The 25,552-nt window shown below is 62.2% G+C and carries 29 protein-coding genes; 16 read left to right on the forward strand and 13 right to left on the reverse strand.

Going from position 1 to position 25,552, the window contains the following annotated elements; translation table 11 throughout:
* Nucleotides 1–12: 12 nt before the first annotated feature.
* Nucleotides 13–444: a hypothetical protein gene (locus ACQ5BM_RS22195; RefSeq protein WP_429816007.1), complete on the reverse strand. Its 432-nt coding sequence runs from the start codon at nt 442–444 to the stop codon at nt 13–15.
* 92 nt (nt 445–536) lie between these two features.
* On the opposite strand from ACQ5BM_RS22195, the gene ACQ5BM_RS22200 reads away from it, so the two are divergent.
* The 3 genes from ACQ5BM_RS22200 to ACQ5BM_RS22210 all read left to right on the forward strand — a co-directional run bounded on the left by ACQ5BM_RS22200 (nt 537) and on the right by ACQ5BM_RS22210 (nt 2,920).
* Nucleotides 537–1,433 carry a DMT family transporter gene (locus ACQ5BM_RS22200; RefSeq protein ID WP_429816010.1) on the forward strand — a complete coding sequence of 299 codons (897 nt, stop codon included), beginning with the start codon at nt 537–539 and terminating at the stop codon, nt 1,431–1,433.
* A 701-nt stretch (nt 1,434–2,134) separates the two neighbouring features.
* Entirely contained in the window at nt 2,135–2,350 is a 216-nt protein-coding gene (locus ACQ5BM_RS22205; RefSeq protein WP_057253168.1) for a cold-shock protein, read from the forward strand.
* A 147-nt stretch (nt 2,351–2,497) separates the two neighbouring features.
* The gene (locus tag ACQ5BM_RS22210; protein ID WP_429816013.1) at nt 2,498–2,920 is read left to right on the forward strand and encodes a BA14K family protein; all 423 of its coding nucleotides are present in this window, start codon (nt 2,498–2,500) and stop codon (nt 2,918–2,920) included.
* Nucleotides 2,921–3,101: 181 nt separating this feature from the next.
* On the opposite strand, the gene ACQ5BM_RS22215 is transcribed toward ACQ5BM_RS22210, so the two are convergent.
* Both ACQ5BM_RS22215 and ACQ5BM_RS22220 read right to left on the reverse strand, forming a co-directional pair.
* Nucleotides 3,102–3,743, reverse strand: coding sequence for an MBL fold metallo-hydrolase (locus ACQ5BM_RS22215; RefSeq protein ID WP_429816016.1), 642 nt, complete (start codon nt 3,741–3,743; stop codon nt 3,102–3,104).
* 67 nt (nt 3,744–3,810) lie between these two features.
* Complete coding sequence (locus ACQ5BM_RS22220) at nt 3,811–3,975, reverse strand: hypothetical protein (RefSeq protein ID WP_429816019.1); 165 nt, start codon at nt 3,973–3,975, stop codon at nt 3,811–3,813.
* 149 nt (nt 3,976–4,124) lie between these two features.
* Here ACQ5BM_RS22220 and ACQ5BM_RS22225 point away from each other — a divergent pair, with 149 nt between their 5' ends.
* Both ACQ5BM_RS22225 and ACQ5BM_RS22230 read left to right on the forward strand, forming a co-directional pair.
* Complete coding sequence (locus tag ACQ5BM_RS22225; RefSeq protein ID WP_429816022.1) at nt 4,125–4,748, forward strand: DUF1236 domain-containing protein; 624 nt, start codon at nt 4,125–4,127, stop codon at nt 4,746–4,748.
* 336 nt (nt 4,749–5,084) lie between these two features.
* A complete protein-coding gene (locus ACQ5BM_RS22230) occupies nt 5,085–5,351 on the forward strand; it encodes a hypothetical protein (protein ID WP_429816025.1) in 267 nt (88 codons plus the stop codon).
* A gap of 73 nt (nt 5,352–5,424) precedes the next feature.
* Here the strand turns inward: ACQ5BM_RS22230 and ACQ5BM_RS22235 are convergent, their stop codons facing one another.
* Entirely contained in the window at nt 5,425–6,315 is an 891-nt protein-coding gene (locus ACQ5BM_RS22235) for a branched-chain amino acid aminotransferase (protein WP_429816028.1), read from the reverse strand.
* A gap of 269 nt (nt 6,316–6,584) precedes the next feature.
* Here ACQ5BM_RS22235 and ACQ5BM_RS22240 point away from each other — a divergent pair, with 269 nt between their 5' ends.
* The 4 genes from ACQ5BM_RS22240 to ACQ5BM_RS22255 are packed head-to-tail and all read left to right on the forward strand — an operon-like array spanning nt 6,585 to nt 9,793.
* Nucleotides 6,585–7,061 carry a MarR family winged helix-turn-helix transcriptional regulator gene (locus ACQ5BM_RS22240; protein WP_429816031.1) on the forward strand — a complete coding sequence of 159 codons (477 nt, stop codon included), beginning with the start codon at nt 6,585–6,587 and terminating at the stop codon, nt 7,059–7,061.
* Nucleotides 7,062–7,116: 55 nt separating this feature from the next.
* A complete protein-coding gene (locus ACQ5BM_RS22245; protein WP_065775033.1) occupies nt 7,117–7,818 on the forward strand; it encodes a response regulator in 702 nt (233 codons plus the stop codon).
* A gap of 32 nt (nt 7,819–7,850) precedes the next feature.
* The gene (locus ACQ5BM_RS22250; protein ID WP_429816034.1) at nt 7,851–9,233 is read left to right on the forward strand and encodes an ATP-binding protein; all 1,383 of its coding nucleotides are present in this window, start codon (nt 7,851–7,853) and stop codon (nt 9,231–9,233) included.
* A gap of 56 nt (nt 9,234–9,289) precedes the next feature.
* On the forward strand, nt 9,290–9,793 hold the full coding sequence (locus ACQ5BM_RS22255) for a tetratricopeptide repeat protein (RefSeq protein WP_429816037.1): 504 nt from the start codon (nt 9,290–9,292) through the stop codon (nt 9,791–9,793).
* Between the two features lie 3 nt (nt 9,794–9,796).
* Here the strand turns inward: ACQ5BM_RS22255 and ACQ5BM_RS22260 are convergent, their stop codons facing one another.
* The 5 genes from ACQ5BM_RS22260 to ACQ5BM_RS22280 form a co-directional block, all read right to left on the reverse strand.
* Nucleotides 9,797–10,360: a protein tyrosine phosphatase gene (locus tag ACQ5BM_RS22260; RefSeq protein ID WP_429816040.1), complete on the reverse strand. Its 564-nt coding sequence runs from the start codon at nt 10,358–10,360 to the stop codon at nt 9,797–9,799.
* 5 nt (nt 10,361–10,365) lie between these two features.
* Nucleotides 10,366–10,707: a tRNA-binding protein gene (locus tag ACQ5BM_RS22265; protein WP_429816641.1), complete on the reverse strand. Its 342-nt coding sequence runs from the start codon at nt 10,705–10,707 to the stop codon at nt 10,366–10,368.
* 278 nt (nt 10,708–10,985) lie between these two features.
* Complete coding sequence (gene proC, locus ACQ5BM_RS22270) at nt 10,986–11,804, reverse strand: pyrroline-5-carboxylate reductase (RefSeq protein WP_429816043.1); 819 nt, start codon at nt 11,802–11,804, stop codon at nt 10,986–10,988.
* Nucleotides 11,805–11,806: 2 nt separating this feature from the next.
* On the reverse strand, nt 11,807–12,307 hold the full coding sequence (locus ACQ5BM_RS22275) for a YbjN domain-containing protein (RefSeq protein WP_043618087.1): 501 nt from the start codon (nt 12,305–12,307) through the stop codon (nt 11,807–11,809).
* 448 nt (nt 12,308–12,755) lie between these two features.
* Complete coding sequence (locus ACQ5BM_RS22280) at nt 12,756–13,016, reverse strand: accessory factor UbiK family protein (protein ID WP_275024421.1); 261 nt, start codon at nt 13,014–13,016, stop codon at nt 12,756–12,758.
* Nucleotides 13,017–13,231: 215 nt separating this feature from the next.
* Between ACQ5BM_RS22280 and lgt the strand changes: the two genes are divergently transcribed.
* Both lgt and ACQ5BM_RS22290 read left to right on the forward strand, forming a co-directional pair.
* Nucleotides 13,232–14,071, forward strand: a complete 840-nt coding sequence (gene lgt / locus ACQ5BM_RS22285; RefSeq protein WP_429816046.1) for a prolipoprotein diacylglyceryl transferase — start codon at nt 13,232–13,234, stop codon at nt 14,069–14,071.
* 62 nt (nt 14,072–14,133) lie between these two features.
* The gene (locus ACQ5BM_RS22290; RefSeq protein WP_429816049.1) at nt 14,134–15,237 is read left to right on the forward strand and encodes a class I SAM-dependent methyltransferase; all 1,104 of its coding nucleotides are present in this window, start codon (nt 14,134–14,136) and stop codon (nt 15,235–15,237) included.
* 27 nt (nt 15,238–15,264) lie between these two features.
* Here the strand turns inward: ACQ5BM_RS22290 and ACQ5BM_RS22295 are convergent, their stop codons facing one another.
* The 3 genes from ACQ5BM_RS22295 to ACQ5BM_RS22305 form a co-directional block, all read right to left on the reverse strand.
* Nucleotides 15,265–17,013, reverse strand: coding sequence for a TRAP transporter large permease (locus tag ACQ5BM_RS22295; RefSeq protein ID WP_429816052.1), 1,749 nt, complete (start codon nt 17,011–17,013; stop codon nt 15,265–15,267).
* On the reverse strand, nt 17,010–17,678 hold the full coding sequence (locus ACQ5BM_RS22300) for a TRAP transporter small permease subunit (RefSeq protein ID WP_429816055.1): 669 nt from the start codon (nt 17,676–17,678) through the stop codon (nt 17,010–17,012). Before ACQ5BM_RS22300 ends, ACQ5BM_RS22295 begins: the two co-directional genes overlap by 4 nt.
* A gap of 168 nt (nt 17,679–17,846) precedes the next feature.
* Complete coding sequence (locus ACQ5BM_RS22305; protein ID WP_429816058.1) at nt 17,847–18,989, reverse strand: TRAP transporter substrate-binding protein; 1,143 nt, start codon at nt 18,987–18,989, stop codon at nt 17,847–17,849.
* A 368-nt stretch (nt 18,990–19,357) separates the two neighbouring features.
* On the opposite strand from ACQ5BM_RS22305, the gene pgeF reads away from it, so the two are divergent.
* From pgeF to ACQ5BM_RS22325, 4 genes are all read left to right on the forward strand, one after another.
* Entirely contained in the window at nt 19,358–20,152 is a 795-nt protein-coding gene (pgeF, locus tag ACQ5BM_RS22310; RefSeq protein ID WP_429816061.1) for a peptidoglycan editing factor PgeF, read from the forward strand.
* 1 nt (nt 20,153) lies between these two features.
* Entirely contained in the window at nt 20,154–21,305 is a 1,152-nt protein-coding gene (locus ACQ5BM_RS22315) for a M24 family metallopeptidase (protein ID WP_429816065.1), read from the forward strand.
* Nucleotides 21,306–21,389: 84 nt separating this feature from the next.
* Complete coding sequence (locus tag ACQ5BM_RS22320; RefSeq protein WP_429816068.1) at nt 21,390–22,199, forward strand: hypothetical protein; 810 nt, start codon at nt 21,390–21,392, stop codon at nt 22,197–22,199.
* A 207-nt stretch (nt 22,200–22,406) separates the two neighbouring features.
* Nucleotides 22,407–23,339, forward strand: coding sequence for a ribose-phosphate pyrophosphokinase (locus ACQ5BM_RS22325; RefSeq protein ID WP_065775021.1), 933 nt, complete (start codon nt 22,407–22,409; stop codon nt 23,337–23,339).
* 70 nt (nt 23,340–23,409) lie between these two features.
* Here ACQ5BM_RS22325 and ACQ5BM_RS22330 read toward each other — a convergent pair whose 3' ends face one another.
* Nucleotides 23,410–24,438 carry an aldo/keto reductase gene (locus tag ACQ5BM_RS22330; RefSeq protein WP_429816071.1) on the reverse strand — a complete coding sequence of 343 codons (1,029 nt, stop codon included), beginning with the start codon at nt 24,436–24,438 and terminating at the stop codon, nt 23,410–23,412.
* Nucleotides 24,439–24,554: 116 nt separating this feature from the next.
* Between ACQ5BM_RS22330 and ACQ5BM_RS22335 the strand changes: the two genes are divergently transcribed.
* Complete coding sequence (locus ACQ5BM_RS22335) at nt 24,555–25,460, forward strand: LysR family transcriptional regulator (RefSeq protein ID WP_429816074.1); 906 nt, start codon at nt 24,555–24,557, stop codon at nt 25,458–25,460.
* Nucleotides 25,461–25,552: the final 92 nt, after the last annotated feature.

A 25,552-nucleotide genomic window follows, 5' to 3' on the forward strand; every position in this document is an offset into this window, starting at 1 on the left:
TTCGCTCTCACCTCACGACAGCCGGTCGCGAAACTCCCTGCGGAACATGAACTTCAGCCCGGACCAGACCGCATCGACGGCGCAGACCTTCACGTCGACGAGGCCGAGTGGCAGGAAGACGTCGCGCAGCACATCCTCCGTCAAGGTCGTCGGCACCTTCGACGCCTTCTTCGGCCAGGAAATCCAGAGCATGCCGTCAGGCCTCAGCCGGGCCGCAACCTCCGGCGCCAGGCCATCCAATAGGGACCTCTGCGCCTCGAACACGTGGATATAGTCGTAGTCGCGCCCGGCGGCGCGACTGATCGAGCTTTCGCGGGTCGAGAAGCCGGAAAAGTCCGTGATTTCGCCGAGCCCGAGCGGAACGCCAAGGAGCAGCGCCGCCTGCCCCGTTTTCAAGCCGAGCTTGCGGGCAAGCGGGGTGCCGGAATATCCGCTGTCATTCATCGCCATCTCCGAGCGCCATGAACGCCGACGATGAGCCTTGCCCGCCCAGAACGCAACTGCTAGACGGCGGCCTGTCCGAGGAGAGAAACGACATGCCCCGCATTCAGGCCAATCTGCTGCTGTTGATATCAGGCGCGATCTGGGGCGCCGGCTTCGTCGCGCAGTCGACGGCCATGGATACGATCAGCCCGCTGTGGTTCATCACGCTTCGTTTTGCGATCGCGACATTGGTTGCGATGCCCTTCGCCGTCATCGAAACGAGGCGCGCGGCCGAGCCTCTGCGGCTGGCGACCGTGCGCAATTTCATCTTCATCGGCCTCGCACTTTTTGCCGGCGCAGCGACCCAGCAGTTCGGCCTTCTCGACACCAGCGTCACCAATTCCGGCTTCCTGACCGGGCTCTATGTCGTCTTCGTCCCCGTGCTGACGGTCGTCTTCCTGCGCCGCAAGCCGCATTGGGTCATCTGGCCAGGCGCGCTGATGGCTCTCTTCGGCATCTTCCTCTTGAGCGGCGGCACCCTGTCGGCATTGAGCGGCGGCGACTACCTGACGATCCTGTGCGCCCTCTGCTGGGCGGTGCAGTTGCTGCTCGTCGGCCTCTTCGCCCCCAGCAGCGGCCGGCCGATGTTGCTCTCCATGACGCAGTTCGCCGTCTGCGCGGTGCTCGGTTTCCTCCTCGCGGTGAAGACGGGGCCGTTGAGCCTTGCGGCCGTGGAGGGCGCCCTCTTCGAAATCCTCTATGCCGGCATCTTCTCCAGCGGCCTCGCCTTCATCCTGCAGGTGGTGGGCCAGCGCTACACCACGGCGCCGCAGGCCGCCATCTTCCTTTCAAGCGAGGCGCTTTTTGCCGCCCTCTTCGGCGTTCTCCTGCTTGGCGAAGTCATCACGCCGATCGGCTATGCTGGCTGCGCCATCATCTTCGCGGCAATGCTTGCGGTTGAGATCATACCCGAGCTGACCAGAAATCGCCGCGCGGAAGCCGCCACCTGAAACCGGACATTGCGGCCGCAGCCGACGCTGCGCCATGAACTATATCAGCAGCCGGTCCGGCGTCGGGCTGATGCTTTACTTACTATTGTACCGGGCCATCAAAGCCGTTGCTTCGGCGTAGCGCGCAAGGCGCGGCGCAATCGACCGGTCCAATCCATACCTGCAGACTTTCTGCAAGATTCTCGCATAAAAACCGCACGACGCGAGAAGCATCAAATATATCAGACAGTTGCGAATGCCGGGCTGAGCCGGCGTTCAATGAGCCTCCTTGCGGCTGCATCGAAAAACGGCAAAAACCCACTCAATTTTGCAGCACTCATTTTCAAAAAGCTGTGATTTCAACAGCTTGCGATATATCTTGAAGGAGGGACAACAACCGCGGAAATGACCGGTTTTTGAGCAATGACAAGACGCAATACCACGCCTGAAAAGTTTTGCTTGCCAATTCAAAATAAACCCATCACTCTTACTCTGTTCGGGCAATCTGCGAACACGGGAAGATCTTGAAATAAAAGCGGGCCGGAGACGCAAAACTCCGGGCGGCCAGACCGGGGAGACGCATGAAAATGCAACTTCTCCAATGGCTGGCTGCGGTAACAGGACCCTTTCCTCAGACGTCGAGAACTGCCTGCCAACGCCCATCCGGGCAAACTGCAATGCCGCCCGTCCGTCAAACGGGTGGAGAGAAAAGGACCTGACGCATGGCCGAAACTGGCACTGTAAAATTCTTCAACACCGACAAGGGCTTTGGTTTCATCAAGCCTGACAACGGTGGTGCAGATATCTTCGTACACATTTCCGCAGTCCAGGCTTCCGGCCTGAACGGTCTGACGGAAAACCAGAAGGTGAGCTTCGACACCGAACCGGATCGCCGCGGCAAGGGCCCGAAGGCGGTCAACCTGCAGATCGCCGGCTAACGCCGACATCTGCTGACAGATTCACAGTTGAAGCCCGGCAAACTTGCCGGGTTTTTTTTGTTCAGGCTCGGTTCATGGTGGCGGCATTAACCTCCCCTCATCATGAAATCCGGATTGATCCGGTCCATGCGATAGGATTTGAAGCCCATGAACAAGTTCATCAAAGCAGCCGTTCTTTCGGTCGCCGCCGCCGCCATGGTCATCCCGACCTTCGGCGTCGCCCAAGCAACCCACCGGCATCACGACAACAGCGATGCATGGGCGGCAGGCGCAGCGGGCCTCGTCGCCGGCACGCTGATCGGCGGCGCGATCGCCTCGCAGCCGCGCTCCTACGGCGGCTACGACGACCGTGTCTATGTCGATCCGGAACCCGAATATTACGAGCCGCGGCCGGTCTACCGTGCCCGCCCGGTCTATCGTGAGGTATATCGCCCGGTCGCCGTCGAGACCTATGGCGTCGAGCCTTGGACGCCGGCATGGTACCGCTATTGCTCGCAGCGCTACCGCTCATTCGATCCGGACAGCGGCACGTACATCGGCTATGACGGCCGCAGCCGTCTCTGCCGCTGAGTGAGATCTATAGCGCCGCGCGCCTCAGACGCGCAAAGGTCACTGTAGGACTTTGATTTGCTGCATGTCTTCGTCGTTAAATCGAGGTCGTTTAAGGCGACATGCAGTAGAACTTGAAAAGCACATGTCTCGCCCGAGGCATGTGCTTTTTTCTTGCGATGCAGGCATCGCAGGCGTGCTGTCAGAGCCCGCGCAGATAAGGATTGGTGCGGCGTTCCTCGCCGATCTGGCCGCCGGGGCCATGGCCGCAGATGAAGCCGACATTGTCGCCGAGCGGCAGGATCTTGTCACGGATGGAATCGAGCAGTTGCTGGTGATTGCCACCCGGCAGGTCGGTGCGTCCGATCGAGCCGTGGAAGAGAACGTCGCCGACATGGACGAAATTCTGTGCCCGGTTGAAGTAGACGACATGGCCGGGTGCGTGGCCGGGGCAATGCAGGACCTCGAAGACATGATCGCCGAAGGAAACGGTATCGCCCTCTTCGAGCCAGCGATCCGGAATGACGTTCTGGACCTTCATCGCCAGTCCGAAACGCTCCGCCTGGCTCTCCAGCCGTTCGAGCAAAGGCAGGTCGTCCTTGTGCGGGCCGATGATTTCGAGCCCGAGCGCATCCTTCAATTCCTTGGCACCGCCGGCGTGGTCGATATGGCCATGGGTGATCCAGATCGCCGTCAGCGTAATGCCGTTCTCGCGAACCGTCTGCAGGATGATATCGACATCGCCACCAGGATCGACGACAACGCCCTCCTTGGTTTCGCTGTCGAACAGCACCGTGCAATTCTGCTCGAAATGGGTAACTGGAATGATGCCCGCCTGTAACATGCGCGTCTGCCTCTATAGGATCTGTTGTTCTTCCTATAACGGCAATTGGCGCCGGTGACAGCGCCAATCAGCGCAGAATGGCGACTTGGCTCGTGGCGACTTGCGGCGCCGGCCATTGCACGGTCGTCATCAGCAGCGCCGAAATTGCCAGTTCGGCGGCAACGATGATGCGCACGACGGGCTTCAGGCTGCGGGCCGTGACGTTGTTTTGATCCTGTTGAATATCCTGCATTTTCGTCCCCTCTCCTGCTGCCAGTTCTTCAGGCGCTCGGGCCGCGGCAGCAGCGAGAGAATGTCACGGCGTCACATTTCGTGACGTTCCCGGGGGAACATCCGCGCGCACGCGGGCGTTTCGCCTTCATCAATAAGAGGAGAAAGATGATGGTGAAGCTTACCCGCCCCCTGTTGCGAGCCGCTGCGGCCGCGGGTTTGGTGTTGACGGTCGGCATACCGGCCGCCTTTGCAGCCATGACCGCCACCACAGTCACGGATCTCAACATTCGCACGGGTCCGGGCCCTCAATATCCGACAGTCGGCCTGGCGACCCGCGGTAGCACCGCGGTCATCGACGGCTGCATCGAAGGCAGCAAATGGTGCCGCATCGACATCAATGGCGTACGCGGCTGGGTCTATGCGCAATATCTGACGACTGACCTCGGCGGTTCGGCCGTCGTGGTACAGGAACGGCGCGCCGACCTCGCGATTCCCGCCGTCACTTATGAGGCGCAGCCAAGCGATCCGGTGATCGTCAGCAGCGGCGATGAGCTGATCGGCCCGGTCGAAGAGATCGACCCGATCGTGCCGCCGGAGACCGTACGCACCTACATCGCGTCGAACCCTGGCGAAACCGTCTACCTCGATGGTGAAGTCGTGGTTGGCGCCGAGTTGCCCCAGACGGTCGCGGTTCACCGCGTGCCTGACTATAACTACGACTATGTCAGCATCAACGGCCAGCCCGTGCTGGTCGAGCCGGCGACGCGGCGTATCGTCTACGTCTATCGATAACGGGGCCCCTTGCTACTCCGGCGATCAAGCGGTCGCCGGAGAATACCGTGCCTTCCGCCTCTTCTCCCATCATTCGACCTCCACACGAATCACGCGTTTCGTTTCAACGCAGACCGAGAACCGATCGTTCTCGATACCAGAGCGTGCTTTCCTCCCTGCCACCGCGAAACGCGGCTTCCGGCTGAAATCAAACCATTTCAATAGGTAAGGTACCGGCCATCGGGGCGGCGATTTCGTTCAAATTGACAATAATCCAGATTCGGCTTCAACCTATCGGTGCCGGATCATCGGCTTTTGGTGGCTCGTCCACGACGAGCCACGACACGGGAGGGATCAATGGAAGCATTAATGCCTATCATTACCCAATTGATCGCGGGGGCGGTTGGCGGCAACGCAGCCAGCGCAGTGTTGAAGCAGCAGGCATTCGGTATCGTCGCACGGACAATCGTCGGCGCGATCGGCGGCCTGGGCGGAGGGTTCCTCATTCAGATGCTCGGCGGCGAAGCCGCCGCGACCGGCCTTGCCGTGGAGGCCATCGGCGGCCTGGTCGGTGGCGGCGTGCTGAGCGGCATTGTCGGGCAGTTCCTCGGCAAGACCGCCTGACCCGATCATCCGTAGCAAGACAAAAGGCGGCCCGGGGCCGCCTTTTCTGCATCCGAGACAATTCCAGATGGCGTTACTCGGCGGCCGCCGCAACCGGGTAGACTTCCTTCATGTAGTCGTTCATCAACGTCTCGGAGATCGTCGCCGGGGTGAAGCGATAGGGGCCGATTTCGGAAACCGGCGTAACTTCGGCGGCGGAGCCGGTCAGGAAGCACTCGGTGAAACCGGACAGTTCCTCCGGCATGATCGCCCGCTCGACAACCTCATAGCCGCGGCGCTTGGCAAGCTCGATGACCGTGCGGCGGGTAATGCCGTCGAGGAAGCAATCCGGCACCGGCGTATGGATGACGCCGTCCTTGACGAAGAAGATGTTGGCACCCGTCGCTTCGGCCACCCGGCCGCGATAGTCGAGCATCATCGCATCCGCATAGCCCTTGGCTTCCGCCGCATGCTTGGAGATGGTGCAGATCATGTAGAGGCCGGCGGCCTTGGACTTCGAGGGCGCGGTCTGCGGATCCGGGCGGCGATACTCGGCGATGTCGAGCCGGATGCCCTTCAGTTTTTCCGCCGGGTTGAAGTAGCTGCCCCATTGCCAGATGGCGATGGCGACATTGATGCGGTTATTCTGTGCCGAAACGCCCATGCTCTCGCTGCCGCGCCAGGCAATCGGCCGCACATAGGCTTCGGAGAAGCCCTGGCGCTTCAGGAGCTCCACGCTCGCCTCATCCAGTTCTTCCACCGAATAGGGAATCTTGAAGCCGAGGATATCGGCCGACTTGTGAAGGCGCTGGTTGTGTTCCGTCAGCTTGAAGATGCGTCCGCCATAGGCGCGCTCACCCTCGAAAACGGCGCTGGCATAGTGCAGGCCATGGGTCAGCACGTGAATCTTGGCGTCCTTCCATGCGACGAACTCGCCGTTGAACCAGATCTCTCCGTCCAACTGATCAAATGGAACCGCTGCCATAGTGTCATCCTCCGGCGCATATGCGCCATTCTCTGTTGATTATCGTCCTGCTTTCAGTCTATCGGCAAACTGACTGAGGGAAAATTCAATTTCGTGATTTTGGATTTGCGATCGGAACGGCGGGGCTTATCCTTTCAAGGTGTTGCCAACGCCAAATGTCTCGCTTACCGAGCGAGGACGCTAATGACGCGGTAAAAATATGTCAATAAAGCTGACGTATTTTTCCGAATGTTTCGCAAGTTGCAATCTGGCTGAAAGGAAATGACCGCGTGGCCGGCCAATCCAAAGAGAACACCCGGTATCTCAGCGATGCCGCCGCCGATGATGACACGATCGATTTCGAGATCATCGAGTTGCTCTTCTTTGCCTATCGCGACTTCACCTCCGACCCGGATGCGATCCTTGAAAAGAGCGGCTTCGGGCGGGCACATCACCGGGTCGTGCACTTTGTCGACCGTGAGCCCGGCATGACCGTCGCCGACCTTCTCGACACGTTGAAGATCACCAAGCAGAGCCTTGCCCGCGTCCTCAAGCAATTGATCGACTCGGGTTACATCCGCCAGGAAACCGGCCCTGAAGACCGCCGCCAGCGCATGCTCTATACAACCGAGGAAGGCCAAGCGCTGGCGCGTGCGCTGGCCGAGCCACAGTCCCGCCGCATAGCCGATGCATTGGCAAGATCGGGTCCGGGCGCGCGGGAAACGGTCAAGCGCTTTCTCGCCGGGATGAAGAACGCCGCAGACTGACACGAGGCTCGCCGCCGGCAGACGGCGCGGGAGCCTGGAATTTGGGAAGCGTGGAATGACGACAAAAGCGACTGTCTCGGACGATGCGGCTCACCTTCTGGTCGTCGACGACGACCGGCGCATCCGCGACCTCCTCAACCGCTACCTGGTCGAACAAGGATTCCGGGTGACGACCGCGTCCGATGCGGACGAGGCGCGACGCAAGCTCGTCGGCCTCGACTTCGATCTTCTGATCGTCGACGTGATGATGCCGGGCGAGAGCGGCATCTCGCTGACCCACAGCCTCCGGCAGATCAAGACCGTGCCGATCCTGATGCTGACGGCCCTGGCGGAATCCAATTCCCGCATAGAAGGTCTCGAGGCCGGGGCCGACGACTATCTGTCGAAGCCCTTCGAACCCCGCGAACTGGTGCTGCGTATCAACAACATCCTGCGCCGCAACCAGCCGGCGCAAGCGCCCAAGGTCGACCAGGTCATCTTCGGTCCCTACACTTTTTCGGTGGTGCGCAAGGAACTCCGGCGCGGCGCCGATCATATCCGCCTCACCGACCGCGAACAGGAGATCATGACGCTCTTCTCGCAGCGCGCCGGAGAGACCATCCCGCGCCACGAACTGATCGGCGACGATGCCGAAGTCGGCGAGCGCACGATCGATGTGCAGATCAACCGCCTCCGGCGCAAGATCGAGGACGATCCGTCCAATCCGGTCTGGCTGCAGACGGTGCGCGGCATCGGCTACCGGCTGAGCGTGGACTGAGATGGCAGCCCTTCCGATGAGCGCAGCGTCCTATGGCAAGCTTTGACGGTATAGAGCGCGGGGCGGCGGGTTCCAACGACAATGCCTGGCGGCGCTTCACGCGCTGGCTGCGCCGCCGCCTGCCGATGGGCCTTTATGCCCGTTCGCTGCTCATCGTCATCATCCCCATGGTCCTCCTGCAGTCGGTCGTCGCCTTCATCTTCATGGAGCGCCACTGGCAACTGGTAACGCAGCGCCTGTCGGCCGCCGTGACCGGCGACATCGCCGCGATCGTCGATCTCATCGATACCTTTCCCGATGATCGCAACATTGCCGAGATCATCCGCATCGCCCGCGAGCAACTCGATCTCAGCATCTCCGTCGATCCGCCTGGCGAACTGCCGCCGCCGCGCCCAAGCCCCTTCTTCGAAATCCTCGATCAGATCCTCGGCGAGGAAATCTCCAACCAGGTCCGCCGCCCCTTCTGGATCGATACGGTCGGCAACTCCAAGCTCGTCGAGATCCGCATCAAGCTCGACGACGGCCGTATTCTGCGTGTCTACGCCCGGCGCAACCAGGCCTATGCCTCGAACACCCACATCTTCCTCGTGTGGATGGTGGCGGCATCGCTGGTGCTGCTGGCGATCGCGATCCTGTTCCTGCGCGGCCAGATCCGGCCCATCCTGGCGCTGACCAAGGCAGCCGAAAGCTTCGGCAAGGGCCAGAAGATCGACGACTTCGCGCCGCGCGGCGCCGATGAGATCCGCCGCGCCGGCCTTGCCTTCATCCTGATGCGCGAGCGCATCGAGCGCCAGATCGAGCAGCGCACCGCAATGCTGACCGGCGTCAGTCACGACCTCAGAACCATCCTCACCCGCTTCAAGCTGCAGTTGGCGTTGGCCGGCAACAATCCGGATCTCGAAAGCCTGAACCAGGATGTCGAGGACATGCAGAACATGCTTGAAGGCTACCTCGCTTTCGCCCGTGGCGAAGCGGAAGAGGACGTCGGCCAGTTGAAACTCAGCGACCTGATGACGCGTCTTGCTGCGGAAGCCGAACTGCTCGGCAAGACGCTGACCACCTCGATCGAGGGCGAGGACGAGGTTCGCGTCCGGCCGAACGCCTTCACCCGCCTCGTCGCCAATCTCGCCTCGAACGCATATCGCTACGCCAATACCGTCAACGTCGATGCCCGCCACAGCGCCAAATGGGTCACGATCACCGTCGACGACGACGGTCCAGGCATTCCCGAGCGATCGCGCGAAGACGTTTTCAAACCCTTCTTCCGCCTTGACGAGGCACGCAATCTCGACAGTTCCGGCACCGGCCTTGGCCTTGCGATCGCCCGCGACATCGCCCGCAGCCACGGCGGCAACGTTACTCTGGGCGACAGTCCGCTCGGCGGCCTCAGGGCAACGGTGCGCGTGCCGGCTTGACCTCGCTGCGCTGACGGGCCACTGCTCGCCCGGGAATTGGGGCAGAGGGACGGAACATGTCGGGCGCTATCGACTGGAATGACTGGGAACGACGGCTGGCTGAACTCTGGGCTGCCTTCGGCGCCACCGACGCCGAAACCTTCGTCGCACGCATCGAGGCGCTGGCGGCCGAACTGCCGGAAAACCACGCCATAGGCCTGTTCGAGCGAGCCTGTGCACAGGACTCGACCGGCCATGAGACGGAAGCCGAACCTCTCTATCGGCAGGCGCTTGAAACCGGTCTCACCGGCATCCGCCGCCGGCGCGCCACCATTCAGCTTGCCAGCACCTTGCGCAATCTCGGCCGGGCCGGCGAAGGCATCGCTTTGCTCAGCGCCGAGCGGACGGAACCATCGGACGAGTTCGACGATGCGGTCGTCGCGTTCCTGGCTCTTTGCCTGGTCGATGCCGGACGCGCCCAGGAGGCGGCTGCGCTTTCGCTCGGCGCCCTGTCGCGCCACCTCCCCCGCTACAACCGGTCGCTCAAGCGCTATGCCGACGCGCTGCTGTCTGACGCGTAAGCACTACCGCTTGTAGATCGACGTCAGGCCGCGGCGTTCGTTGAAGCGGTGCCAGGCGTCGATGCGGCGCGGGTGGCGGGCGCGCATGACATCGAGCGGCGCCAGAAGCCGGCCCTCGCGGCCGAGGGCTTCGTCGAGGATCTCGATGATCCGCCGGTTCGGCCAGGGCTTGCGGGTGATCGTCAGCAGCGCCCGGAAGGCTTCGTCCTCGCGGCCCGCGCCGAACTGATGGGCAATCAGCCCATAGGCGAAGGCGGTGGAACGGCTGACGCCGGCGTGGCAATGCACGAGAATGCGGCTCGACGCATCCTCGGCCGCGGGGCGCATCGCCTCGAACACGTCCAACACCAGATCCGGAAAATGCTGGGTGGCGGTCGGGTTTTCCTGGTCGCGCATGCGCACGACCCGGTGGCTCGCGTCAGTGATGACAGGCACGTTGGCATCCGGCAGCTCCGGATCGAGCAGCGAAAGCACGTGGCTCGCGCGCCAGTCGCGCGCAGCATCAGCAGCGCGCCAGAGACAGGAGACCTTGACGCGTTCGGAGACCACTTCGAATGAAATCGTCATAGGGATCACATCAGTTTTTTGCCGTTGGGGACCGACCGTTCGGTGGCAGCGAGTACGATCGCGCCGGCCTCGTCTTCAAAGCCCAGCGTCAGCACTTCGGAGCGGACAGGCCCGATCTGGCGTGGCGGAAAATTGACCACGCCCAGCACCTGCCGCCCGACGAGATCTTCCGGACGATAGTGCACGGTGATTTGCGCCGATGACTTTTTTATGCCGATCTCCGGGCCAAAATCGATCTTCAGCTTGAAGGCCGGCTTGCGCGCTTCCGGAAAGGGCTCGGCCTCCACAATCGTGCCCACGCGAATGTCGACGCGCTCGAAATCAGCAAATTCAATAGTTTCAGCCATAACAATGTCCTTAGTGAAACGGTCTTCGCCGCCGGGCTTAAAGCATCCGGCGAGATTCCGGAAGGTTCCGCGCCGCAGCGGCGCCATTGAAGCAGCAATCGTCGACGCCCACGAAATGGATCGGCCCCACGACGATGTCGCGGGGCCGCAATCTGCATTTGGTTGGCGTGCGCGCTCTAGTAGGCCGTGCGTTCATAAGAACGCACAAAGGATGCTCTAGCACTTTGATTCTAGGCCATCTTTCCGCTTTCAAGTGATTCCACTTGAAACTGGATGCTCTAGCCCGCCAGCTCTTCCGCCCGTTTGCGCGCAGCCGCGATCGCCTTGTCGAACAGCGGCTGCATGCCATCGTCGGCCATCAACACGGAGAGTGCGGCCGCCGTCGTGCCGCCGGGCGACGTCACGTTCTGGCGTAGCCTTGCCGCTTCGTCCGGGGATTGGTGCAACAATTCTCCCGCCCCCGCGACGGTTTCCCGTGCGAGCCGCATGGCGAGGTCCGCCTCGAGGCCGGCCTTGCGCCCGGCCTCCGCCATGCACTCGACGAGATAGAAGACATAGGCCGGACCGCTGCCCGAAACGGCCGTCACGGCATCGATCTCGGCTTCGGTCCTGACCCATTCGACCGGACCGCTCACCTTCAAGAGATCGTGAACCTGGGCGCGCTGCGCTTCGCTGACGCGCGCATTGGCAAAGGCGCCGGTGACGCCGCGGCCGATCATCGCCGGCGTGTTCGGCATGGCGCGAACCGTGGCCGCTGCGGCGAGATGCGTTTCGATGAAGGCGAGCGTCTTGCCGGCCGCGACCGATACGATGACCGTGTCCGGCCCGACGAGCGGCTTCAGCGGCGGCAGCACGGTTTCCATCACCTGCGGCTTGACCGCCAGGAAGATCACGCCCGCCTGGACACCGGATGGCGCCGAGGTCGCATGGGTCACGCCGTTATCGGCGATGAGCTTGGCCATGGCCGGCGGCGGGCCGGGATCGACGACGAGCACGTCGGCGCCCTTGACGCCGCTTTTCAGCCAGCCGGAAAGCATGGCGCCGCCCATATTGCCGGCGCCGACGAGGACGATGGGACCGGAAGCGGCATTCGTCATGATCAGGCCTCTCCAACCGTTTCAAACAGGACCGCATCGACGGCGCGCTGCGCGTCCATGCCGGACCAGACGACGAATTGAAACGCCTGATAATAGGATTCGCAAGCGTCGAGTGCGCTCGAAAGCAGAACTTCGACCTGCTGGTTGGTGGGCTCGGCGCCGCCGGCAAGCAGCAGCGACTGGCGGAAGATCACCACTTCCTCCTGGCGCCACAGGTCGAAGTGGCCCATCAGCACCTGTCCGTTGATATGGGAGAGCAGGCGGATGACTTCGTTGACCCGGCTTTCCGGAACCTTGATGTCGAAGGCGCAGGCGAGATGCAGAGCCTCGAATTCCTCCATCCAGGAGAAGGAAACGTGGTAGTCCGCCCACTTGCCTTCGACCGTCATGGCGATTTCGTCTTCGCCGGATCGTTCGAACGACCAGTCGTTGTTTGCGGCCACGAACTCGATCATATCGACCGGGTTGGATTGGCGCTCGACTTCCATTTCCAAAAGGCTCATGCATCACCCTGTATAGGTGTGGCGCAGACGTGCATCATCACGCTCACAAGACGCAACGCTGCAAACCCGACACCGATTACAAACACACTATGATTGCTGAACTCACATCCATCCTGGCTGACTTACCCTGCCCGGAGCTTGCGTGGTTCGTTTCGAATCATCATTTAAAATCAGTGTATAATGGCGGAGTCAGGCTGCCAGCCCCCGGGCCGAAAAATAGCCGGGATGAATCGCGTCCACGTTGTCATTTGGATGAAGCGCGAGAGCTTAACCGACTCTGCCATAAGGGTTTTTTGGCAGTGTCCACAGGTGGAAAACTTTTCAGGTTTTATTAACCAGCCTTAACGGCGTTTCAGACGATCCAGGACAAACGACAGCAAAACGCCCGCGAAACCAGTTCGCGGGCGAAGTAAAAACGCTGAAATACCGTTATTTCGGCGGAATCGCGTTACTTGCCGGCCTCGGCGAGACGCGCTTCCAAAGCCTCGATGCGGGCGAGCAGCGCATCGTTTTCCTCGCGCGCCTTGATCGCCATTTCCTTGACCATCTCGAACTCCTCGCGCTTGACCACGTCGAGCGAGTTCAGCGCCCGTTCGGCCTGCGCGCGGAAGGCGGTCTCGACCTCGCGGCGCACGCCTTGGGCGGCACCTGCGGCATCGGTCATCATCTTGGCAAAGTCATCCAGAATGCGGTTGGCGCCTGTGCTCATCGTCGCGATCTCCATTTCAGCCATCGCCTCGCATTGCGATGCGGTCATGAATTTCAGGTAGGGTCAGCGGCGAGCGGATGCAAGGAAAATCACATGCCAAATCACGCCGCCGTGTACCAGGCGCGCGCATAGGCGCCTTGACCCGGCGGAAATCGCTCGCCATGTTCCGCCAGACAATCGGCCCTTGCACAAGAAAATAGATACGAGAACATATCTTGGAAACTTTAGCGGCCCGCCTCGCCATACTTCCCTTCCCCGAAATCGACCCCGTCATCTTCCAGATCGGGCCGCTTGCCGTTCATTGGTACGGGCTCGCCTATGTCGCGGGCATCCTGATCGGCTGGTTCTATGCGCGCCGCCTCGCGATGAATACTGCGCTCTGGCGCAACGAGACCCCCGCCGTCACGCTGCAGCAACTCGACGACTTCCTGCTCTGGGCCGCCGGCGGCATCGTTCTCGGCGGTCGCATCGGCTACATCCTCTTCTACGATCTCGGCTCCGTGCTCGCCAATCCGATCCGCGCCATTGAGATCTGGAACGGCGGCATGTCGTTCCATGGCGGTTTCCTCGGCACCACGCTCGCCATGATCATCTTCGCGCGGCGCAACGGCATCGTGCTCTGGAGCCTGTTCGATATCGTCGCTGCCGTCGTCCCGATCGGCCTGTTCTTCGGCCGCATTGCCAATTTCATCAACGGCGAACTCTGGGGCCGGCTGTCGTCGATGCCCTGGGCAATCGTCTTCCCGACCGGCGGGCCCTTCGCCCGCCACCCGAGCCAGCTTTACGAAGCGGCGCTTGAAGGCCTGGTGCTGCTCTGCGTACTCGCCTGGTTCATTTACCGCCGCCAGGCGTTGAAATCGCCGGGCCTTGTCACCGGCATCTTCGTGCTTGGCTACGCCTTGAGCCGTATTTTCGTCGAATTCTTCCGCGAACCGGACGCCCAGATCGGCTATCTTGTCGGCGGCTGGCTGACGATGGGCATGCTGCTCTCGCTGCCGATGGCACTGGCCGGCATCTGGGCGATCGCCCGGGCGCGCCGCGCGGCCGCAGCCTAAGCGCGGAATGAGGAGGAACGGTGCGTGCGGCTCCTGCCGCACCCCGTCAACTGGGCGAACGCATGACGACACCACTCGCGGACAAGATCAAGGCGCTGATCAAGGCTCACGGGCCGATCAGCGTCACCGATTATTTCTCGCTTTGCCTTGCGGATCCGGAGCACGGTTATTACCGGGTGCACGAGCCTTTCGGCAGGGAGGGCGATTTCACCACGGCGCCGGAAATCAGCCAGCTCTTCGGCGAAATGATCGGCATCTTCCTCGTCCACGCCTGGCAGCAGCACGGCAAGCCCGAAGGTGCCGTCATCGCCGAGATCGGCCCCGGCCGCGGCACGATGATGGCCGACATGCTGCGCGTCGTGCGTCGCCTCGCACCGGAACTCTATGCGTCCGCTGGCGTGCATCTCGTCGAAACCAGTGAGCGCCTGCGCAAGATCCAGTCCGAAACCCTTGCCGCCCATGGCAACAAGGTCGAATGGCACGCAAGCTTCGAGACTTTGCCCGAAGGCTTCCTGCTGCTTGCCGCCAACGAGCTGTTCGATGCCATCCCGATCCGGCAATTCGTACGCACCGCACAAGGGTTCCGTGAGCGCATGGTCGGCCTCGACGCCAACGACGAACTGACCTTTGCTGCCGGCGTCGCCCGCATCGACCCGAGCCTGCTGCCGACGCCGGCACAGGGCGTCGCCGAAGGCACGATCTTCGAGATCGCCCCTGCCCGCGATGCCGTGATGTCCGCCCTTTGCGAGCGGCTGAAGGTCAGCGGCGGTACCGCCGTGATCATCGATTACGGCCATCTTGCCACCGGCTATGGCGATACGCTGCAGGCCGTTCGCAATCACGAGTATGATCCGCCACTCGCCAATCCAGGGCGGGCCGATCTCACCAGTCATGTCGATTTCGAGCAGCTCGCCCGCCGCGCCAAGACCGACGACGTGCAGATCAACGGCCTTGCCCACCAGGGCGATTTCCTCGTGGGGCTCGGTCTTCTCGACCGTGCCGCGGCACTTGGCCGCGACAAGGACGCCGCGACGCAAGAGAGCATCCGCCAGGACGTGGAAAGGCTCGCCGGCGCCGGTGCCGGAAAGATGGGCGAACTCTTCAAGGTCCTCGCCGTCAGCAGCCCGCCGGTACTCCTGTCACCCTTCCGAAGACCGAAGGCCTGACGCGGCAGCCCAACGCACGGTCATTCCTTAGCCGCCGTAGAGATAGTTCGGGAGCCAGAGGGTTATCCCGGGCCAGATATACATGATGACCATGCAGAGCACGACGATCAGCATATAGGGCATCATGCCGGCGAAGATCTGGTTGATCGTCACATGCGGCGGCGAGACCCCCTTGAGGTAGAAGGCGGACATCGCGACCGGGGGCGACAGGAAGGCCGCCTGCAGGTTGACGAAGACGAGAACGCCCCAGACCACCGGATCGATGTCGAAGTGCTTTAGCAGCGGCAGGAAAATCGGCACGAAGATGATGATGATCTCGGTCCATTCGAGCGGCCAGCCGAGCAGGAAGATGATCGCCTGCGACAGGAACATGAACTGCACGGACGTCAGATCGAGCGACAGCACCCATTGCTCGATCAGCGCTTGGCCGCCAAGTATGGCGAAGACGGCGGAGAACAAGGCCGAGCCCACGAAGAGCCAACACACCATGGCCGTGGTCTTCGCCGTCAGGAACACTGCTTCCTTGGTGCGCTGCCAGTTGAGCGTGCGGGCCTGAAATGCGAGCAGGAAAGCCCCCGCGGCGCCGACGGCCGCCGACTCGGTCGCAGTCGTGATCCCGAACAGGATCACGCCGAGCACGACGATGGTGAGGATGCCGAGCGGCATGACCGAGGAGACCAGAAGCTTCACCACCTGCAGCCGCTCCGCGTCCATGTTGCGGTAGTAGCGGACAAGCACCACCGCGGCGATTGCGGCAATCAGCCAGAATGACGCGTAGAAGCTCGTCGTCGGCCCGTTGATGGTGGCCGGTCCCGCATCCGCCGCCGGCATGCCAAGCTGTTCCAGCCCTTCCGGCGCCTCCGCTTCTGCCGATGCCTGCGGATGGATGACCACATACCACCACACGAGCGCCATGGAGGAAGCCGTCAGCGCGAGCGGAACCAAGGCAGCACCGAAATTCTTGACGATTGCCCAGTAGGTGAGAGGCCCCTCCTCCGTGTCGAGAGCCAGCGCCCTTGCCGGCGAGACCAATGCGCGAGAAAGCCCGGCCAGCATGTTGCGCGACGAGTACGACGCTTGCAGGGCACGCATCCACGCACTGACGGGCACCTTGGTCTGTTCCTCAGGCAGCGCCGGAGCGATCTTCGGACTGATGACCGCCCAGCCGAGAATATAGGCAAGGTAGAGGAGTGAGAGGAAAAAACCGGGGAACATCGCGGCGGCGTAGAGCTTCACCACGGATTGTCCCGCCACCGCCGCATAGACGATGATCATCACCGAGGGCGGGATCAGGATGCCGAGCGTGCCGCCTGCGGTGATCACACCGGAGGCAAGTTTCACGTCATAGCCGGCGCGCAACATCGGATTGAACGCAATCACCCCCATCAGCACGACCACCGCACCGACGAGGCCGCTGGCGATGCCCCAGAAGGTGCAGACGATGAGCGTGGCGACGGCGAGCGACGCAGGCACCCACTTGAACGCAAGCTGGATGCTGTAGAACATCTTGTCGACGAGCGCCCCCCGCTCCATCACATAGCCCATGAGCACGAACAACGGGATCGAGATCAGAACGTCATTGGTCATCGCCCCATAGGTGCGCTGCACCATCAGGTCGAAGACGCGATTGTCGATCCAGTGCTCGGCCGGATTGTAGAAGGCGTAGAAGCCGAAGAGCATGCCGAGCCCCATAAGCGTAAACGCCGTCGGAAATCCCATCATGATGACCACCACGATGAGCATCAGCATCGTCAATCCGAGGAGTGGATCGCTCACGTCTCGCCGTCTCCCCTCATTCCCCGTTGCCGCGCTGCCCGGTCGATCTCCTGCGCCCGCCCGATCGCTGCCTCGCGCGTTTGCGCGTCCACATGCTCGCTATGCTCGAGCTGCTCGGCGACGACGTCGAGCTCCTCGACATCCTTGAGCCGATCTGGCCATTCACCGGTCCGCAGGCAAACGATGCAACGGATGATCTCGGCCAATCCCTGCAGCAGGACGAGACCGCCGGCGACCGGAATGACGGTCTTGAAGTAGTAGATGGGCGGCCCCTCCGCCGTCACGGTGGAATGCTCGCCGATCCGCCAGGAAAGCGCTGCGTAATCGTAGCCGGCGTAAACGAGAGCGGTGACGCCGGGGAGGAAGAAGAGGATGTAGAGGACCAGATCAAGAGCAGCCTGCGTGCGCGGCCTCATGGAACTGTAGAGGAAGTCGCCGCGCACATGGGCATTCTGCGCCAGGGCGTATGCGCCTGCGAGCATGAACAGCGTCCCGTAGAACATGTTGCTGGCGTCGAATATCCAGGCCGTCGGCATGTTCAGGATGTAGCGCTTGACGACCTCGACGCAGACCATCGTCATCAGCCCGATGATCAGCCAGGCTGCGGCTTTGCCGATCCACACGCTGGTCGCATCGACCTTGAGCAGAAAATGCTGAACGTTCACGCGGGGCCCTCGGCTGCAAGAGGGGGCGCCACAGCAGCGTGCCTTCAAAGGCACGGAGATCGCTGCAACGCTTCGATTTATCGAGTATGTGACCCTTTCCGGCTGTTTGCGCTGTGCGGAGGCCGTCTTTCGCCGGCGTCGCGTCTGTTGCACGCCAGGCGAGCGGCATCAGAGATCCTTCGCCACGCCCTCCTGTCCGAAGTAATGGTCGAACACCAGCCGTCGGCCGACGACGGTATCCTGCTCCCAGCGCGTGGTCCGGGCGGCAAAGGCGATCTGAGATTCGAGGATCTCCTTGAACAGCGGGTTTTCCGCTGCCTTCTTCTTCACCACCTCGTCGTAGACCTCGAGCTGCTTCTTCAGAATGCTTTCCGGGGTCTTGTAGAACTTGACCTTGTCGACCGTCTGCATCTCCAAATAGTCCTTGGAATAGCGATCGATCGCCTTCCAGGCCATGTCCTGAGATGCCGCCTCGACGGCATTGGTGATAATCGCCTTCATCTGTTCAGGCAGGCTGTCGTATTTCGGCTTGTTGAACAGCACTTCGAACTGCTCGGCATTCTGGTGATAGCTCTGCAGCATGCAAACCTTCGACACATCCGGGAAGCCGAGCACCCGGTCGGACGAGGCATTGTTGAACTCGGCCGCGTCGAGCAGGCCGCGGTCGAGTGCCGCAACGATTTCGCCGCCCGGCAGCGCATTGACCGCCGCACCGAGCCCGGTGAAGACGTCGATCGAGATGCCCACGGTACGGAACTTCAGGCCTTGGAGATCCTCGGGCTTTGCGACCGGCTTCTTGAACCAGCCGAGTGGCTGCGTCGGCATCGGCCCATAGGGGAACGAAACCACGTTGGCGCCGATCGACTCATAGAGTTTTGCCAGCAGCTCCTTGCCGCCGCCGTATTTATGCCAGGCGAGCAGCATGTTGGCATCCATGGCGAAGCCCGGCCCGGAGCCCCAGAGCGCCAGCGCCGCCTGCTTGCCGTAATGGTAGACGAGGACGCCGTGGCCGCCGTCAAGTGTTCCTTGCGATACGGCATCAAGCAGCCCGAAGGCCGGCACCACGGCACCGGCGGGCAGCACCTCTATCTTCAAGTCGCCGCCGGTCATATCATTGACCTTCTTGGCGAAATCGAGCGCGAATTCGTGAAAGATGTCCTTGGAGGGCCAGGTGCTTTGCCAACGCATGCTGATCGGCCCCTGCGCCCTGACAACGTTCGGCGCGGCGACCATTGCAACCCCGGCCATTGCGGCTCCGCCCAGGAATTTGCGACGCGACGTTCGACCCTCGATCTGGGTTCTTCGTTTCATCTTCTCCTCCCGGAAGCTCAGCCATTTCATTATATTAGACAATACTCCTATAAAGGGTCCCACGCAAAGATTGCAGGCGCCATTGCTCGAAAACCTGAAGGCAGAAACCATACCTAGACTTCCCGGTTTTCCGCTTTGCCTCGTGCCGGTGGGCGTTGGAAAGGTGCTGTCGTCAACGCGTATCGCGCGGTGAACGAGCTTCAGCCGTCCTTGAAGATTGCAGGCTGTCGGCATCCCCCGTCGTTCGGGAATTGACAGCCCAGCCATCGCGGGTCAACATCGCGCCGGCAAATCAGCCGTCAGTCGCCGGGCCGGAGCGCGCCCCCAAACCCATTGAATTTATTCATAAAGCAAAGGCAAATATACTGATGCAGCATGACGCCGCGCTTTCTCCCGTGCAAAGCTCGCTTTTCAGCGAGAAGGTCGGGCCGGCAATCGCCCACGGCTATTTCACCCGCCAGGGCGGCGTTTCCGAAGGGCTCTACCGCGGCCTCAATGTCGGCCTTGGCTCGAAGGACGAAAGAGCCCATGTCAACGAGAATCGCACCCGCGTCGCCGGCTGGTTCGGAGCGCCGCTGGAGCGGCTGGCGACCGTGCACCAGGTCCATTCTCCAGACGCCGTCATCATTGACGGAAGCTATGACGGCGCGCGGCCCGAGGCCGACGCGCTGGTGACGGCGACACCGGGCATCGTGCTCGGCGTTCTGACGGCCGATTGCGGCCCCATTCTCTTTGCCGATCCTGGAGCCAATGTCATCGGCGCGGCCCATGCCGGCTGGAAGGGGGCGCTCGGCGGCGTGCTCGAAAGCACGATCGACGCGATGGTGACGCTCGGCGCCCGGCGCGATCGCATCGTCGCCTGCCTAGGCCCGTCGATCAGCCGCCGCAACTACGAGGTCGGCGCCGAATTCGTCCAGCGCTTCGTCTCGTCGAACGAGAGCTACGCATCCTATTTCAGGCCGTCCGACCGCGACGGCCACGCAATGTTCGATCTGCCGGGCCTCACGATCCGCAGGTTGACCGAAGCCGGCGTTACCGCCGAAAATCTCGATATCTGCACCTATGCCGACGAGGAGCGTTTCTTCTCCTACCGTCGGACGACCCACAGGCAGGAACCGGACTACGGCCGACAGATTTCCGCCATTTGCATACAGGGGACCTGACATGGCGCTTCATTTTGCCCAGGAAGAATATGCAAGCCGTCTTGAGCGGCTGACGGAGAAGATGCGCGAGGAGAAGCTCGATGCGATGCTGCTCTTCGCCCAGGAGAGCATGTACTGGCTGACGGGCTACGATACCTTCGGCTACTGCTTCTTCCAGACGCTGGTCGTGAAGAAGGACGGCTCGATGGTCCTGCTGACGCGCTCGGCCGACCTGCGCCAGGCACGCCACACCTCCAATATCGAGCGCATCGAGATCTGGGTGGACCGGGCCAATGCCGATCCGACCCTGGACCTCAAGAACCTCTTGAGCGAACTCGATCTGCTCGGCTGCCGCATCGGCGTCGAATATGACACGCACGGCATGACCGGCCGCGTCGCCCGTCTGCTCGACCGCCAGCTCCAGACCTTCGGCGAACTGATCGACGCCTCGCTCCTCGTCAGCCGTCTGCGCCTCATCAAGAGCGACGCCGAGATCGCCTATGTCGAGAAGGCGGCCAGCCTCGCCGACGATGCGCTCGAAGCCGCGCTGCCGCTGATCCGTCCCGGCGGCAACGAGGCCGACATCCTCGCGGCGATGCAGGGCAAGATCCTCGCCGGCGGCGGCGACTATCCGGCCAACGAGTTCATCATCGGCTCCGGCGCCGACGCGCTGCTCTGCCGCTACAAGTCCGGGCGCCGCGTGCTCGACAGCCAGGACCAGCTCACGCTCGAATGGGCCGGCGTCAGCGCCCACTATCATGCCGCGATGATGCGCACCGTCGTCATCGGCGAGCCGACCAACCGTCACCGCGAACTCTACAGCGCCTGCCGCGAAACCATCCAGGCGATCGAGATGGTGCTTCGTCCCGGCAACACCTTCGGCACCGTCTTCGACATGCATGCCAAGATCATCGACGAGCGCGGCCTCGCCCGCCACCGCCTGAATGCCTGTGGCTATTCGCTCGGCGCCCGCTTCTCGCCCTCCTGGATGGAGCACCAGATGTTCCATGCCGGCAACCCGCAGGAGATCGAGCCGAACATGTCGCTGTTCGTGCACATGATCATCATGGATTCCGACAGCGGCACCGCCATGACCCTCGGCCAGACCTATCTCACCACCACGGATACGCCACGCGCGCTGTCGCGTTACGGCCTGGACTTCATTTCTGCTTAGGGAAATCCGCCTAGAATTGCTTTGAACTGGCAGACGACAGGAGACCATTTCAGGAAACTGCCGCGAAGAAACGGACGGTTGACCATGCGAAAGCTCTCGACGCCCCTTTTCAGCCTTGGCCTGCTCATCGCCTTGGCCGGCTGCAACAGCACCGACATGCTGACGCCGCAGGTCGACGTCGGTGGCGGGACCTTCCGCTCGCCGCCGGTGACGCAATCCGACCTCGACTCGATGTCCAGCCAGACCGCCGTCGCTCCGGTGCAACGGGCGCCCGTCAGCCAGACCACGGCCTTCACCACGGAGCCGGCCCCGTCGAACACGCCGACGGCCTATGCCACGGGCGACGCGACCTATACCGATCCGGCCGGCACGCTCGAGGGCCAGGCAAACAGGCTCGCCGCCGGTTCCGCTCCGGTACAGAGCATGACTCAAGCCCAACCGACGCCGGTGCAGCAGACCGCGGCCGCAGCCGAGACCATCCAGAACCAACCGAGCGTCGCTTCGCTGCCGAAGGCAAGCGCGGCCGCCAGCGGATCGATCCGTTTCCTGCCGATCATCGGCGCGCCGGTTCAGGCGGTCACGCCGCTTTCCAAACAGCTCGGTACCGAGGCACGCGCACATGGCCTGACGATCAAGGGCTCGGCCGACGCCAGCAGCGAACATATCCTCAAGGGCTATTTCTCGACCCTGAAGGACGGCGACAAGACCACCGTCGTCTATGTCTGGGACGTGCTCGACGGCAGCGGCAACCGCCTGCACCGCATCCAGGGACAGGAATCGGTTCCCGGCGGCGGCGCCGACTTGTGGAGCGGAGTACCGGCGACAACCATGCAGGGAATCGCGACAAAAACCATCAACGCCTACCTCGAATGGCGGCAATCTCAGGCCGGTTGACACAAAGTTTTTAGGATATTGGCCTTCGCGGCGCAGCATTCCCCTTGCATTCAAGTTCAGTCTCGCTAAAAAGCGGCCGATCAGCTCTGAACGGCGGCCATCCGCAAAGAATGTCCGCGATTGGAATGGCTCTCGGAATCTGCGCGGAACACGCCGCTCCCGGAAAAGTGCCGGACGGTGACCGCGCCAGCTCAAGGCGGTCCGTCAATGAAGGTTTTCGCAGGCAATTCGAACCGGCTCCTGGCCGAAGCGATCTGCAACTATCTCAACCTGCCCCTCGGCAAAGCGACAGTACGCCGTTTCGCCGATCAGGAAATCTTCGTCGAAATCGGCGAAAACGTGCGCGGCGAGGATGTCTTCATCATCCAGTCGACCTCCTTCCCCACCAACGATCACCTGATGGAACTGCTCATCATGATCGACGCGGTGCGCCGCTCCTCCGCCCGCCGCATCACCGCCGTGCTTCCCTATTTCGGCTATGCTCGCCAGGACCGCAAACCCGGTCCGCGCACGCCGATCTCCGCCAAGCTCGTCGCCAACCTGATCACCGAAGCCGGCGCCGACCGCGTGCTGACCCTCGATCTTCATGCCGGACAGATCCAGGGCTTCTTCGATATCCCGACCGATAATCTCTATGCGATCCCGATCCTGGCGCGTGACGTCAAGGAAAACTACGACCTCAAGAACGTCATGGTCGTTTCGCCGGATGTCGGTGGCGTGGTTCGCGCCCGCGCACTCGCCAAGCGCCTCGACTGTCTGCTGGCGATCGTCGACAAGCGCCGCGACCGTCCGGGTGAATCGGAAGTCATGAACGTCATCGGCGACGTGAAGGGCAAGGACTGCCTGCTGATCGACGACATCGTCGATTCCGGCGGCACGCTCTGCAACGCGGCCGAAGCGCTGCTGAAGAACGGCGCAACCAGCGTCACCGCCTACATCACCCACGGCGTCCTCTCCGGCGGCGCGGTTGCCCGTGTCACCTCGTCGATGCTGAAGGAACTGGTCATCACCGACTCGATCCAGCCGACAACGGCCGTCCAGTCCGCCCACAATATCCGGGTGATCACGACGGCAGGCCTGCTCGGCGAAGCTATCAGCCGCACCAGCCAGGAAGAGTCGGTATCGAGCCTCTTCGACTGAGGTCGTTTCCAACTCGGCAATTCATGAACGCCGGCGCCAAGCGCCGGCGTTTTTTGTTGTGGAGATGCCGCTATTTCCCGAGAGCCTGCGCCACCGGCTGGTCGACGAGATTGTCGATGAACCAGTTCGGATAAACCGGCGCGGGCACGGTCTCGGCATCGAGCGCGGCGATTTCCGCTGGCGTCAACGCCAGATCGGCCGCGCCGAGATTGTCCTTGAGCTGGTGCGGCTTGGAGGCGCCGAGCAGCACGCTCGTCACCGCCTTCTTTGCCAGCAGCCAGGCGATCGCCACCTGCGCCACGCTCGCCCCATGGTGATCGGCGATCATCCGCATGCGCTCCACCAGTTTGAAGCCCTGCTCCTTGTCAAAGGGCAGGATGTCGAAGCCGGAATAGCGGTTGTCCGGATCGCCGAGATTTTCGCGCGTGTATTTGCCGGAGAGAAAGCCTGAAGCGAGCGGGCTCCAGACCGTCAGCCCGAGCCCGTACCGCTGCATCATCGGGATGACGTCACGCTCCACATCGCGACCAAGCAAGGAATAATGCATCTGGCCATGGGTGAAGGATGCCAGCCCGTTGGCCTTCTGGATCTCCATTGCCGCCGCCACCTTCCAGGCCGACCAGTTGGAAAAGCCGATGTAGCGCACCTTGCCGGACCGTACGACCGCGTCGAGCGCGGAAAGCGTTTCCTCGAGCGGCGTGTACGGATCCTCCTTGTGGACGATATAGGTATCGATCCAGTCCGTACCGAGGCGCTTGAGGCTCTGGTCGACCGACCAGAGAATATGGCGGCGCGAGAGGCCAGCCTGGGTGAACGGCGATCCGGTGCGAAAACCGACCTTGGTGGCGATCACCACCTCGTCGCGACGCGACTTGAGCGCTTCGCCGAGGATGCGTTCCGACTGCCCGGAGGCATAGGCGTCGGCCGTGTCGAAGAAATTGATGCCCGCATCCAGCGCCTGCCCGACAAGGGCGTCGGCCACTTCGGTATCAGTCTTGTAGACGGCACCAAGGCTGCGATCGCCGGCGGTAAAGGTCATGGCGCCGAAAGCAAGGCGCGAGACCACGAGACCGGTATTTCCAAGCGTCGTATATTGCATGTCGTTCTCCATCTTCCTCATAGACCGATTGGGTGCAGAGAACATGCCGAAGTTGATTATTGCGAAAAACAGGCTTTATCTTTAAACCTCTGGAAGAAAATATTCATAATCGGCAAATGGCGGACGATCCCTTCAACGGATTGCGGGAATTTCTGGCGGTCGCGGAGCACAACAGCTTCACGGCGGCGGCGGCGACGCTTGGCGTCACGCCCAATGCCGTCAGCCAGACGATCAGGGCGCTGGAAACCCGTCTCGGCCTGCAACTCTTCGTCCGCACCACGCGGCGCGTCGCGCTGACCGAAGCCGGCAGCGCTTTTCTCAAGCGCGTGCGCCCAGCCGCCACCGAGATCGTCGATGCCTATGAATTGCTCGGCGACTTTCGCGACCGACCCATGGGCAACCTGCGGCTGACCGTGCCGCGCATGGCGATCCCGCTGGTTCTGACCCCGCTGCTACCGCGCTTCCGGCAGGCTCATCCCGATGTGTCGGTGGAAGTGGCGATCGACGATGCGGCAGTCGACATCACCGAGCGCGGCTTCGATGCCGGCATCCGCATCGGCGAAGCGGTCGAACGGGACATGATCGCAGTGCGGCTGACACCCGACATCACCTGGGCCGTGGTCGGCTCACCCGCCTACTTCGTGAAGCGAGGCCGGCCGCAAACGCCCGAAGAGCTGACGCGCCACGAGGCGATCCGTTATCGCTACCCGGCGTCCGGCACGATCTACCGCTGGGAGTTCGAGCGGGAGGGACGTGACTTCTCGGTCGACGTACCCGGCGGGCTGACCGTCAACGACTTCCAGATGCTCGTGGAGATGGCGGAAGCCGGCACCGGGCTTGCCTATCTGCCGAATCTCTCCGTGCACGACGCAGTCACAGGCGGGCGCCTCGAACGGGTGCTCGAAGCCTACCTGCCGACGTCGCCCGGCCTCTTCATTTATTTCCCGGCCAAAGCCCAGACTCAGCCCAAGTTGCGGGCGTTCCTTGATCTGGCGGCAAAGATGGTGCGGGAGCGGAGGTAGGTCGCTCCATCCACCAATTTCGCAACCACGCCTGAAACGCAAGCACATTGACAATTCTAAGGTGCAGGCCTCATAAATTAGCTAATTTAGAT

It is taken from the genome of Ensifer sp. B1-9 (assembly GCF_050474445.1).
Taxonomy (GTDB): domain Bacteria; phylum Pseudomonadota; class Alphaproteobacteria; order Rhizobiales; family Rhizobiaceae; genus Ensifer.

What these genes read in the sequence shown, in the direction of transcription:
- ACQ5BM_RS22280 (WP_275024421.1), bottom strand. Translation starts at nt 13,016, where the DNA reads ATGAGCACAGGCGCCAACCGCATTCTGGATGACTTTGCCAAGATGATG.
- ACQ5BM_RS22305 (WP_429816058.1), bottom strand. Translation starts at nt 18,989, where the DNA reads ATGAAACGAAGAACCCAGATCGAGGGTCGAACGTCGCGTCGCAAATTC.
- ACQ5BM_RS22230 (WP_429816025.1), top strand. Translation starts at nt 5,085, where the DNA reads ATGGAAGCATTAATGCCTATCATTACCCAATTGATCGCGGGGGCGGTT.
- ACQ5BM_RS22315 (WP_429816065.1), top strand. Translation starts at nt 20,154, where the DNA reads ATGGCGCTTCATTTTGCCCAGGAAGAATATGCAAGCCGTCTTGAGCGG.
- proC (WP_429816043.1), bottom strand. Translation starts at nt 11,804, where the DNA reads ATGACGAATGCCGCTTCCGGTCCCATCGTCCTCGTCGGCGCCGGCAAT.
- ACQ5BM_RS22325 (WP_065775021.1), top strand. Translation starts at nt 22,407, where the DNA reads ATGAAGGTTTTCGCAGGCAATTCGAACCGGCTCCTGGCCGAAGCGATC.
- ACQ5BM_RS22195 (WP_429816007.1), bottom strand. Translation starts at nt 444, where the DNA reads ATGAATGACAGCGGATATTCCGGCACCCCGCTTGCCCGCAAGCTCGGC.
- ACQ5BM_RS22330 (WP_429816071.1), bottom strand. Translation starts at nt 24,438, where the DNA reads ATGCAATATACGACGCTTGGAAATACCGGTCTCGTGGTCTCGCGCCTT.
- ACQ5BM_RS22275 (WP_043618087.1), bottom strand. Translation starts at nt 12,307, where the DNA reads ATGAGCCTTTTGGAAATGGAAGTCGAGCGCCAATCCAACCCGGTCGAT.
- ACQ5BM_RS22290 (WP_429816049.1), top strand. Translation starts at nt 14,134, where the DNA reads ATGACGACACCACTCGCGGACAAGATCAAGGCGCTGATCAAGGCTCAC.
- ACQ5BM_RS22210 (WP_429816013.1), top strand. Translation starts at nt 2,498, where the DNA reads ATGAACAAGTTCATCAAAGCAGCCGTTCTTTCGGTCGCCGCCGCCGCC.
- ACQ5BM_RS22215 (WP_429816016.1), bottom strand. Translation starts at nt 3,743, where the DNA reads ATGTTACAGGCGGGCATCATTCCAGTTACCCATTTCGAGCAGAATTGC.
- ACQ5BM_RS22245 (WP_065775033.1), top strand. Translation starts at nt 7,117, where the DNA reads ATGACGACAAAAGCGACTGTCTCGGACGATGCGGCTCACCTTCTGGTC.
- ACQ5BM_RS22260 (WP_429816040.1), bottom strand. Translation starts at nt 10,360, where the DNA reads ATGACGATTTCATTCGAAGTGGTCTCCGAACGCGTCAAGGTCTCCTGT.
- ACQ5BM_RS22225 (WP_429816022.1), top strand. Translation starts at nt 4,125, where the DNA reads ATGGTGAAGCTTACCCGCCCCCTGTTGCGAGCCGCTGCGGCCGCGGGT.
- ACQ5BM_RS22335 (WP_429816074.1), top strand. Translation starts at nt 24,555, where the DNA reads ATGGCGGACGATCCCTTCAACGGATTGCGGGAATTTCTGGCGGTCGCG.
- pgeF (WP_429816061.1), top strand. Translation starts at nt 19,358, where the DNA reads ATGCAGCATGACGCCGCGCTTTCTCCCGTGCAAAGCTCGCTTTTCAGC.
- ACQ5BM_RS22205 (WP_057253168.1), top strand. Translation starts at nt 2,135, where the DNA reads ATGGCCGAAACTGGCACTGTAAAATTCTTCAACACCGACAAGGGCTTT.
- ACQ5BM_RS22320 (WP_429816068.1), top strand. Translation starts at nt 21,390, where the DNA reads ATGCGAAAGCTCTCGACGCCCCTTTTCAGCCTTGGCCTGCTCATCGCC.
- ACQ5BM_RS22250 (WP_429816034.1), top strand. Translation starts at nt 7,851, where the DNA reads ATGGCAAGCTTTGACGGTATAGAGCGCGGGGCGGCGGGTTCCAACGAC.
- ACQ5BM_RS22235 (WP_429816028.1), bottom strand. Translation starts at nt 6,315, where the DNA reads ATGGCAGCGGTTCCATTTGATCAGTTGGACGGAGAGATCTGGTTCAAC.
- ACQ5BM_RS22255 (WP_429816037.1), top strand. Translation starts at nt 9,290, where the DNA reads ATGTCGGGCGCTATCGACTGGAATGACTGGGAACGACGGCTGGCTGAA.
- ACQ5BM_RS22200 (WP_429816010.1), top strand. Translation starts at nt 537, where the DNA reads ATGCCCCGCATTCAGGCCAATCTGCTGCTGTTGATATCAGGCGCGATC.
- ACQ5BM_RS22265 (WP_429816641.1), bottom strand. Translation starts at nt 10,707, where the DNA reads ATGGCTGAAACTATTGAATTTGCTGATTTCGAGCGCGTCGACATTCGC.
- ACQ5BM_RS22220 (WP_429816019.1), bottom strand. Translation starts at nt 3,975, where the DNA reads ATGCAGGATATTCAACAGGATCAAAACAACGTCACGGCCCGCAGCCTG.